9 protein-coding genes are annotated in these 10445 nt (G+C 69.8%); all 9 read left to right on the top strand.

Annotation, left to right across the window (positions count from 1 at the left end; genetic code table 11):
• The first annotated feature begins 157 nt into the window (after window positions 1-157).
• The 9 genes from ACFVM3_RS41010 (at window position 158) to ACFVM3_RS40970 (ending at window position 10366) form a co-directional block, all read left to right on the top strand.
• Complete coding sequence (locus tag ACFVM3_RS41010) at window positions 158-1021, top strand: hypothetical protein (protein ID WP_378445195.1); 864 nt, start codon at window positions 158-160, stop codon at window positions 1019-1021.
• A 443-nt stretch (window positions 1022-1464) separates the two neighbouring features.
• Entirely contained in the window at window positions 1465-1734 is a 270-nt protein-coding gene (locus ACFVM3_RS41005) for a hypothetical protein (protein ID WP_126736535.1), read from the top strand.
• A 9-nt stretch (window positions 1735-1743) separates the two neighbouring features.
• Window positions 1744-2220 carry a hypothetical protein gene (locus ACFVM3_RS41000; protein WP_091597802.1) on the top strand — a complete coding sequence of 159 codons (477 nt, stop codon included), beginning with the start codon at window positions 1744-1746 and terminating at the stop codon, window positions 2218-2220.
• A 3-nt stretch (window positions 2221-2223) separates the two neighbouring features.
• The gene (locus tag ACFVM3_RS40995) at window positions 2224-5181 is read left to right on the top strand and encodes an ATP-binding protein (RefSeq protein WP_378445193.1); all 2958 of its coding nucleotides are present in this window, start codon (window positions 2224-2226) and stop codon (window positions 5179-5181) included.
• Window positions 5178-7343 (top strand): magnesium transporter, encoded by a 2166-nt coding sequence (locus tag ACFVM3_RS40990; RefSeq protein WP_378445191.1) that lies wholly within the window; start codon window positions 5178-5180, stop codon window positions 7341-7343. Before ACFVM3_RS40995 ends, ACFVM3_RS40990 begins: the two co-directional genes overlap by 4 nt.
• Window positions 7344-7346: 3 nt before the next feature.
• Window positions 7347-7943 carry a hypothetical protein gene (locus ACFVM3_RS40985; protein WP_378445189.1) on the top strand — a complete coding sequence of 199 codons (597 nt, stop codon included), beginning with the start codon at window positions 7347-7349 and terminating at the stop codon, window positions 7941-7943.
• A gap of 4 nt (window positions 7944-7947) precedes the next feature.
• The gene (locus ACFVM3_RS40980) at window positions 7948-8946 is read left to right on the top strand and encodes a C40 family peptidase (protein ID WP_378445187.1); all 999 of its coding nucleotides are present in this window, start codon (window positions 7948-7950) and stop codon (window positions 8944-8946) included.
• Window positions 8947-9048: 102 nt separating this feature from the next.
• Complete coding sequence (locus ACFVM3_RS40975; RefSeq protein ID WP_378445185.1) at window positions 9049-10134, top strand: hypothetical protein; 1086 nt, start codon at window positions 9049-9051, stop codon at window positions 10132-10134.
• A gap of 34 nt (window positions 10135-10168) precedes the next feature.
• Window positions 10169-10366 (top strand): hypothetical protein, encoded by a 198-nt coding sequence (locus ACFVM3_RS40970; protein WP_378445183.1) that lies wholly within the window; start codon window positions 10169-10171, stop codon window positions 10364-10366.
• Window positions 10367-10445: the final 79 nt, after the last annotated feature.

The raw sequence follows: 10445 nt of genomic DNA, 5'->3' as shown, positions 1-10445 counted from the left end.
GGTGGTGGTGTGGGGCTTTGGGTTTCAAACCCATAACCCCCACCCACGACCAGCTCGACCCGCTCCCGACCTGCGGAAGTGATAGCAAAGGTCCCTTGCTCCCACCACCGCCCCGATGGACGCTGCGCCCGTCGCTACTTGTCGGTAGGGTGCCCCCATGGGTGAAGCGAGTCGCGTCACGGGACGGTTCCGCGGAACGTTCGATGTACTGCATTCCCTTACCTACTTCGCCCCCGAAACGGAAGCCGCGCTCACAGGCGTGGGTCTCCGGCCCGGGCGCATGACGTACTTCGCGGGCCGCGCGGCGCCGATGGGCGCGGTGGGACCCGGCGTGGTCACGGCGACCTTCTACAACTTCAACCCCGAACTCGTCGCCCGCCACATCCCGCGCGCGTGGACGCTGGCGACGCCCGAAAAGATCATCGAGGCCCGGTTCGAGGCTGTCGACGCAACGCTGACCCGGCTGCTCGGCAAGGAGACGGTCGGTTCCGAAGAGGTCGCCGAGGCGGCGGAGCTCGCCCGCGAGGCGACCGGCGGCTGCCAGGTCGACGGCCGTCCCCTGTTCGCCGGGCACGCGGGTCTCGACTGGCCGAGCGAGCCGCATCTGGTCCTTTGGCACGCCATCACCCTCCTGCGCGAGCATCGCGGCGACGGCCACATCGCGGCGCTCGTCGCCAACGGGCTCGACGGGCTCGCCGCCCTCGTCACGCACACCGCCACCGGCAAGGGGTTCCTGCCCGACGCGGCCAAGGCGTCCCGCGGCTGGAGCGACGAGCAGTGGGACAACGCGGCCGCCAAGCTTCGCGAGCAGGGCATTCTCGACGGCGAGGGCGGCCTGACCGAGGCCGGGAACGCTCTTCGCGAACGGCTCGAAGTCGCCACGAACGCGGCCTCGACAGGGCCCTGGGAGCACCTCGGCGAGGAAAAGACGAAACGGCTTCACGCGCTGTGCGGGCCTTTGAGCCGCCGGGCCGTCGAAGCGGGCGCTTTTCCCGCGAATGTGTTCTCGACGGGCCGATAATCACGCTATGTAGCGAAAATGGCCATTCCGTTTTCGCTTTGGGTAACGGAAGCGTGACCTTCGCTTGATCGGCGCTCATGATTTTTGTCGAATGCGTGTTCACCCAGCGGACTCGGGAGAAGCCACCGAACGAGTCATGTCACACTGGTCGAGGCCGAAATCGCCGCGGCCGACCCGTACTCACAGTGAGCATGTTGCCTCGCAAGCGAGTGAGGCCGTAAGCACACTGCGAAATACGGGTGGCCGGGGTTAATCCAGACGACCCTTGCAACGATGATGGAGACCGAGGATGGTCGTGGTGCTGTGCCTCGCTCTGTGAACTGTAGACAAAACGACATCTACAGAGCGCGCTTTGACCGCTACGCCTCGTGACGCCATGATGTTCGAAGCACCACCGAGCCAGAACCGCGCGAACCCCCTCTCCGCGCACCGGGAGTAATGCGATGATGACCATGACCACCCTCGACACGCTGGCCCAGGGCGGAGAGCTCGGCACCGGCAACGTCCGCACCTGGCTGATCGACAACATCATCCCCCTGGTGCTGCTGGCCGTCGCGCTCCTCCTGCTGTGGCTGGGCGGTGGCAAAGGGGACAACGCCGGTGTCATGCGCCGACTCGCCGGTGTCGTGATCGCGCTGGCGATCATCGGCCTCGCGGTGAGTGGCGCCGGAGTCAACGTGGGCCAGTGGATCGCCGGCCTCTTCACAGGCTGAGGGCTCGCGTTGCGTATCCGTACCGATGACGAGGTCTACCGGGTCGATGCCGTGTGGCTCGGCCCGCCGAAAGCGACTTTTCCCTGGAGAGCCCGCTACGTCGCGTGGCTCGTCGGTATCCCGGTCTTCCTGCTCGTGCTCACCGTCGAACGGTGGGCGGGCTGGGGCTTCGGGTTCTTCTCGACCGCCTGGGCCTTCGTCGCCACAATTGTGATCACCAGATTGATCACGGCCAAGATCAGCCACGAGCGTCCGCTGGGCGCCGTGGCCGCGATGGCGGCGAAAGAGCTCAACACACCCAGAGAACGGACCACGGGCACAGGCGGCGCGGCCAGCGCCTCCCGTGTCCGGGTACGGGCGAACCGCCCGCTACCGAAGCACCGCAGGAGACGGCAGTACCAGCACCACGGCTACGGCGGCGGCGCCGGAGCTCAGGGAACACCACGAGCGCGTCGGAGCCGCCCCGCGGCTCGGGCCGGGAGGTAGTCGTTGTTCGGTCGCGGCGGAAGCCGAGGAAAACGTGATCGAGATCTGCAGCAAGGGGCCTGGCACCCGCCCCAGCAGGTCCGCTCCGCGCAGCCCAAGAAGGCCGGCAAGGGGAGGCGGTTGCCCGGCGAGGCGGCCATACCCTCGTATACCCCGTCGATCGCGGCGCGAAGCATCGACGGGCACCTGTTACGCACCGGTTATGAGGTGTACGCCTGGTACCGGCTCGCGCCGCAGCGCTGGTCGTTCCGGTCGGACTCGCAGCGCCGCGACCTGATCGCGGCCATCGCCGGGCAGTACGCGGAGCTCCAGGGCCGCTGGCTGCACCTGCGCGTGACCAACCGGCCGTACCCGATCCGCATGTGGGCCGAAGCCCACGTGCACAACGCCGTCGGCCGTCCTCAGGACGTCCAGGGCGCGCTGTCCTTCGACGATTACCTGATCGGCGAACAGCAGCAGCTGATGGGCCGTTCGATGGCCGAAAAAGAGGTCTACCTCGGCGTCCAGGTGCAGACCAGGCGGATGATCGACCGCGCGGTCGAGAGCGCCGCCCCGGTGCTGCGCAAGATCCTGCCGGAGGCCGTCGACGCCGAGCTGGCCGCGCTCGATTCCGAGGTCGAACACCTCGACCAGGTGATCGGCTCCGCCGGTCTCGAAGGCCGTCCCGTGCACGCCGAGGAGATGTCCTGGCTGATGCACCGTTCGTGCTCGCTGGGCCTGCCCGCGCCGCGCAACATGCCCGCGGTGCCCGGTGCCGCCTGGGAGCCCGAGGACCTGGCCAGCTTCACCGACGCGGCTGATTTCCACGCCGAGCCGTACGCGCCGACGGTGACCGTCCGCGGTCGCACGGGGTCGAACGCCGGGGTCTCGCGGCATCTCGCCGTTCTCACCGTCGGCCAGATGCACGGCCTCCAGATCCCCGAGGTCGACGACCCGTGGATCCAGCACGCGGACCGGCTGCCCGCCGCGGTCGAGGTGTCCGCGCGGATCTACGTCCGGCGGCCGGAAGAGGTCGCCGGTGAGCTGCAGCGCCAGATGAACAAGGTGCGCTCGCAGGTCAAGCACTACACCGACGAGCACGAGCTGGAGCCGCCGCAGTCGCTGGCGCGCCAGGCGGGCCGCGTGCTGGAGATCGACGACGAGATGACGTCGGGCTTCACCGCGCTGGCCACCCGTGTGCGGTCGTGGTGGCGGCTCGCGGTGTCCGGGCCGACGGAGCGGGACGCGTTGCGCCTCGCCCAGCAGCTGCTCGACCTCTACAAGCCGAAGATCGCCGTCGAGCATCCCGAAGCCCAGTACGCGCTGGCCCGGGAGTTCATCCCCGGTGAGCCGCTCGCTTCCGCGGCGTACATGCGCCGCGGTTCGGTCGTCTGGGCGGCCTCGTCCGTGCCGACGGCGACCGCCGAGGTGGGCGACCGCCGCGGCATCCTGCTCGGCGAGACCGTGACCGCGACCCGGCGCCCGGTGGCCTGGGACCCGTGGATGGCGCAGGAGATCCGCGACGGTTCGGGTCTGACGGCGATGGTCGCGGGCCTCGGTGGCGGTAAGTCGTTCCTCGGCGGCGGCATCGTCTACAAGACGCTCCGCGCGGGCGCGCACTGGACGATCCTCGACCCGTCGGGTCCGCTGTCGCGCCTGTGCGACCTGCCCGAGCTGCGTCCGTACGCGCGGAACATCAACTTGCTCAACGCGCAGCCCGGCATCCTCAACCCGTACCGCGTGGTCGCCGAGCCGCAGCTTGAGCACTTCATGGACGAGGACGATCCCGAGCGGTCGTGGCGGCGGGAGAAGGCCCTCGCGGGCGCGACCCGACGCCGTCTCGTGCTCGACGTCCTCACCGGCGTCCTGCCGTACGAGGTCTCGCGGATGGCGCAGACCCGGATCGTGCTGCTGCGCGCCGTCCGCGCGGTCGGTGGCCGGTTCGAGGCCGATCCGGGCCAGGTCATCGACGCCCTGCGGCGCGACTCCAGTGAGCACCACGAGCACGCCGTCGTCGTCGCGGACTTCCTCGACGAGATGCGCGAGCGGATGGCGCTGCTCATCCCGGAGAGCGACGCGGACCCGTACGCCGAGACCCGCGACGACCGGATGACCGTGCTGACCATGGCGGGGCTGACCCTGCCCAAGGACGGTGTCCCGCGCGAGTACTGGACGGACGCGGAATCCCTCGGCGTCGAGATGCTGAACCTCGCCGCGTGGCTGACGCAGCGGTCGGTGTACGAGAAGCCGAAGGAACTGCGCAAGGGCGTCTGGATCGACGAGGCGTTCTTCCTGTCCGAGGTCCCGACTGGCCGCGTGCTGATGAACCGCTTCGCGCGTGACTCGCGCAAGTGGAACGTCCGTGTCCTGCTGTCCTCGCAGATCCCCGCGGACTTCCTGAAGATCCAGGGTTTCGTGGCGCTGCTGGACTCGGTGTTCGTCGGCCGCCTGGACGACGACGACGCCCAGGCCGACGCGCTGCGCCTGCTGAAGGTCCCGGTCGGCGTCGGCTACGAACAGGTCGTCGCGGCACTGGGCCGCCGCCCCGGTTCGTCACGCGATCTCCAGCGCGACGTCGAGCCGCGGCAGTTCATCTTCGGTGACGGCGCCGGCGGTGTGGAGCGGATCCGCGTCGACTTCTCCGGCCCGCACCTGGAGCACCTGCGCCGGGTCATGGACACCACGCCGGGTTCGCCCGACGCCAAACCGTCCAGGCCGGGCAACGAACTCGCGGTCCCGGAGGAGAAGCAGTTCGTCGCTTCGCCGCCCGAGGAAGACGACTTCGAGCTGGAAGAGGATCTCGAACTCGCGGCCGAACTCGAGGTCGGTCTCACCGACGAGCAGATGCTGGGCGCGCCGGACCCGCTCGCCGCGGAGACGGGTGAGGTCCAGGGCGCCGTCCAAAATGGACATAACGGTAGCGGGGGTCAAGGCGAGCACGCGCGCGCCGGCAAGGGTGGCACCGGCAGGGATGCCGCATGAACACGGTGCTCACCCTGGCGTTCGTGCTCGCGTTCGCCGCCGGCTGGCACGCGCTGCGCCGACGGCTCAAAGAGGGGCCGCGGCCCGGCAAGACCAGACCCAGCCGCCGCGCGACGATGTTCGTCGTCATGGTGATCCTGGGCCTCCAGGCCGTGGCGACCGCTCCGGCGGCGTCGGCCGCGGCGTGCGGTGAGGCACCGAACCCGGAACGGCCCGGCGCGGGCATGGTCGGCGCGCTCGACCCGCCCGCCACCGCCCGCGGTGAAGGCGGCAGCCCGTACAACGTCTACGGGTACGCCGGACACGTCTGGGACACCTTCGAAACCGACTGTGGCCCGCTCGCGGGCATCACCTCGCCCAACTCGACGATCGACACCTGGGCGGGCAACCAGCTGTTCAACATCGGCAAGAACATCGTCGGTGCCACGAACTCGCTGCACTACACCGTGTTGCAGGGCAGCCTGCTCAGCCCGCTGTACAACGCCGTCAAGGCCGGGGCCGAGAAGGTCTACAACAACATCTACGCGCAGCTGTTCGGCCTGGCCGCGCTGATCATGTCGATCATGTTGTTCCGCAACATCTGGCGCGGCGATCTCGCGGCGGTCAGCAAACGGGCGCTGTACGGGCTCGCCGCGGTCTGGCTGGCCGCGTCCTCCTTGGCGCTGCTGAGATTCCTCGATCCGATCGACAACGCGATCGTGCAGACCACGACCAATATCCAGGCCGGGTTCATCGACGAGGCCAAGACACCGCCGCCGTCCCAGCCGCAGCCGCCCGCGGCGCAGCCGTGTCAGGCGACTCCGGAGGCCGTGGCCGCGCGCCAGCCGTGGGACCGGGTCCCGACCGAGCTGCATTGCCGGGTCGTCTACGACAACTGGCTCCGCGGCGAATTCGGCAGCCCGGACTCGCCGCAGGCGATCCAGTACGGCCCCGCTCTCTTGGACGCGCGTGCCTTCACCTGGGGCCAGATCCAGCAGGGCGGGGACGCCGACGCCGCGCTGGTCGACTCCAAGAAGGCGGCGTTCAAGGACATCTCCACCAAGCTCGGCCCGGCGACCGGGTACTTCACGGGCGAGGACGGCAGCCGCGTCGGCGCCGGTTTCCTTTCACTGGGCCAGGGCATCTTCTACTCGCTGTTCCAGCTGCTGGCCAAGGCCACGGTCCTGCTCGCTCAGGTGCTGATCAGGATCTTCGTCCTGACGGCTCCGTTGATCGGCCTGATCGCGCTGCTCCAGCCCCAGATCATGCAGCGCATCCTGAAGGTCGTCGGCGCGGTCGCCTTCAACCTCATGGTGCTCTCGGTGCTGGCAGGTGTGCACACCCTCCTGCTGGAGGCCATCTTCACCGCGGGGAACTCGCTGTCCCTGCTGACGAAGATGGTGCTGGCCGCCATCATCACCGTGCTCCTGTTCATGATCGGCCGCCCGGTGCGGCGGCTGTGGCAGATGGTCGAGATGTCCGTCGGCATGGTCGGCGGCGCGATGCCTTCACCGCGCGGCGGACTCTTCTCCCGGTTCCGCAAGAAGAACAACGAGCCGACTCCGCAGGACGCGTTCTGGCAGAACGTCCGCGACACCGACGACGTCGTCGACGGCGACCTCCGCGGTCCCGTCGGCGCGACGGTCGGCGGCGGGCGGTTCCGGCCCGAGGCGACGATCTTCGCCAGCTCCCAGCGGCTCGACAACGGTTCCGGCGCGATCCGCCCCGCGGCGGCCTGGTCGGGAGCGCCGTGGCCGGGTGCCGTCGGCGGTGGCGGCGGGATGCCCGCGCTGCCCGCCGGTGGCGGCGGAGGCGTTCCCGTGTTCGGCCAGTACAACCCGTCCGCGGGTAATCCCGGCGATTCCATGTTCACCTCCGGCGGGCGGAGCCCGATCCAGGTACCGAGCCGCCGGGTCGACACCTCGCCGGTCGCCGACCGGCGCTGGAGCGACGAACCCGAACCGGTCGTGGTGCCGTCGCGGATGAACTCCGTGGGCGGCGGCTACACCACTCCCGATCACTCGGGTGCCGTACCGGTGCAAGCAGGCCCGTCCACTCCGCGTCCTCGGCGCGTCGACCCCGAAGTCGTCGCGGGGAAGCCGGTCTTCGTGCTGTACCGGCCGTCGCGCGGGCTCGAGGTCCGCGAGGAAGTCCGCGACACAGACCACGCAGTGGGCCGGTGACCCATGCCGATCAGGACCAACCGCGGGCGTACCGCGGTCTACCGCAGACTGTGGGGCTGGCCGTTGCGCTCGCCCCGCCATCTCGTCGGCACGCTGGTGATCCTCGCGGTCGTGCTCACCGCCTTGGGCATCCTGCTGCCCAAGGCCATCGGAAAACCGGGACCGACGGCCGGCGGGCCGGGTTCCTCGGCGACAGCCACCTCACGCCCCGGCGTCGCGGCGCCGGTGACCGTGACGTCGACGCTGCCGCCGAGGCTCACCACCCAGCCGCCGCCGTCGTCCGCGCCACCTGACCAGGACGGTATCCGGGTCGCCAAGAATTGGGTGACGGCATGGGCGAACCATCCCGACGGTACGACGACCGAGCAGTGGCTGAACGGATTGCGGCCCTACACCACCGACGAGTACCTCGCCGGGGAGCTGACGACGGTGGAACCCGCGAACATCAAGGCGACCAGGGTGACCGGGGAGCCGCAGGTGGTCTCCTCGCTCGCCGGGTCGATGGAGGTCGACGTCCCCACGGACGGGCCCAAGGTCCGGGTCACCGTCGTCAAGACGAACCCGGGATGGCGGGTCACCAAGTTCACCCAAGCGGGCTGACCCGATGAAGATCGGGCTCATCGTCGGCGTGCTGATCGCCGCGGTCTTCGCCGCGGTGGTCACCACGAGCACGGTCACCAAGGTGGTGACCGACCATGTGGAGGCGCAGTCGGGCGGGGTCGTCAAGACCTCGTGCGACGCGTCGATCGGGCCGACCCTGCCGGGACAGACCGATCGCGGTTCTTCGGACATCAACAAGCTGGACGAAGAGCAGAAGGGGATCGTCGCGCTGATCATCTCGATCGGCAAGCAGCGGTCGCTGTCCCCGCGCGCGTGGCAGGTGGCGATCCAGGCCGGGATGACCGAGTCCAAGCTGCGGAACCTGACCTACGGCGACCGCGACTCGCTCGGCATCTTCCAGATGCGGCCGTCGATGGGCTGGGGCACCGTCGCCCAGGTCACCGACCCGCCGTACCAGGTCAACAAGTTCTACGACGTGCTGCTCGCGGTGCCGGACTGGGAGAACATGCGGCCCGGCGACGCCGCGCAGCGCGTCGAGCGCTCCGGCTTCCCCGACCGGTACCACAACTGGGAGCCGATGGCCGCCCTCCTCGTGCAGAACGAGGGTCAGATCGTCGACGTCGTCGGCTGCGGCACGAGCGTCGGCAGCGTCGTGCCGCCGAGCCAGGCGGCCGCGCAGGCCATCAAGTTCGCCCTCGCCGAGCAGGGGAAACCGTACGTCTGGGGCGCCACGGGGCCGAACAGCTACGACTGTTCCGGGCTGATGCTGCGGGCCTACGAGTCGGCCGGGATCATCCTGCCGCGCGTTTCCCGCGACCAGTACAAGGCGGGCGCGATGCTGCCGGTGCGGCAGGCACAGCCGGGTGACCTGCTGTTCCTCGCCACCGTTCCGTCGAACCCGGCGACCATCCACCACGTGATGATGTACCTGGGCGACGGCAAGATCGTCGAAGCGCAGCAGACCGGGGTGCCGGTGCACATCCGCGACTTCTCCTTCGACGAGGCCGAAGTGGTCGCGCAGGCGGTCCGTCCTGGCGTTTAGCATGGTGAGCGCGTGGTATCGCGATCGCGCGACCATCGGATTCACCCGAAGTGGCGGCCTGTCCACCGGCACGCGGCCGCACACTGACAGAGGATGAAGAACGTGGCACGGAAATTCGGAAGGCGAGGCAAGCCCGCGACGGGAGGCGGCCCGGAGGTCGATCCCCGCGATCTTTTCGGTACCGCCCAGCCCGCACGGCAGGCGGCGAGGCCCGCGTCGAGCACGCCGCTGGCCGACCAGCTGAACCAGGGCTGGCCGGGTGTCGACCCCGGCTACGTCGTGTTGCCGCGTTCGCTGGCCGAGGGGATGTCACTGCCCTGGCAGCAGCAGATGGCCGCCCTGCTGGCCCAGTTCCACCAGGAGAACGCCCGGCTCGCCTGGCCGATCTACCGGGTCGTCCCGTCGCGCTACGAAAAGCTCGTCGATCTCGACGAGGAGCAGCTGGCGGAGGCCGGCTACCTGGTCGAGATGGACACCGAAGGCGAGATGGTCTACCGCGAGCGCAGCGGCCGGAAGATCGACGATCCGGCGAACACCACGGTGCTCGTCTCGTGCCTGGACCCCATTCCGAAGCCTGCGCAGCGTCAGGCGCCTCCGCCGCCTTCGCAGGCCGCGCCGCCCGCGACCGGGCAGCCGCCTCGCGCTCCGGCGCCGATGAACATCGGGCCCGCGCCGGTATGGCGGACGGTCACGCCGCCTCCCGGGCCGCCCGCGCCGCCGTTGCCGGGCAATCAGGGTGCTCCGGCTCCTCAAGCACCCGCCCCGCAGGCACCCGCGCCCCAACCGCCCGTGTCCCAGCCGCCTCCCTTGCCCCAGCCCACCCGGACGCAGCCACCGCCGGTGAACCAGACGCCGCCGCCTCCGCCGGTGAGCGCGCCGCCCTCCACCCCGGAAGCCCCGGCCGCCGCCGCGCCCTCGCAGGCCGAGCCGGAGCCGCCGGTCACGGCCCCGCCGTCGTCCGCGATGCCCCCGGCCGCTCCACCCGCGCCGCAGCCGGTGTCGCCGCCGCGAGGTGGTCCCGTCGCGCCCGAACCGGCGACCCCGCCGCGCGGCGTCCCGATGCACCGGGGCTGGTTCGACGAACTCGCCGAGAACGCGCCGGAAAGCTCGAAGGTCGATCAACCCGAGGGCGGCGAGTTCGGCCCCACCGGCGATCCCACGGAGATCCCCTACCGCTATCGCAAGTGATGACAGGACGTCCGGGTGATGTCAGGCTTGACCCATGTCGAGCGACCCGAACCCGGATCAGGGCTGGTACTTCAACACCAAGACGAACCAGGTCGAGCACCTGGAACGAGGCCGGAGCATCGACCTCCTCGGCCCGTACCCGGACGAGGCTTCGGCCAGGCGCGCCTTGGAGATCGCCAAGGAACGCACCAGGCAGGCCGACGCCGAAGACGCCAAGTGGAACGGCGACTGACCCACTCGTGAGGGGTCAGGACGGTTAGAACCGTCCTGACCCCTCACGAGCACCTGTGCCGGCCGCTCGCCCCACCTCC

Origin of the sequence: Amycolatopsis sp. NPDC057786 (genome assembly GCF_042797905.1) — a bacterium.
Classification (GTDB): domain Bacteria; phylum Actinomycetota; class Actinomycetes; order Mycobacteriales; family Pseudonocardiaceae; genus Amycolatopsis.
The sequence above is the reverse complement of the archived record's forward strand: the minus strand, read 5'-3'. Positions and strand labels throughout refer to the sequence as shown.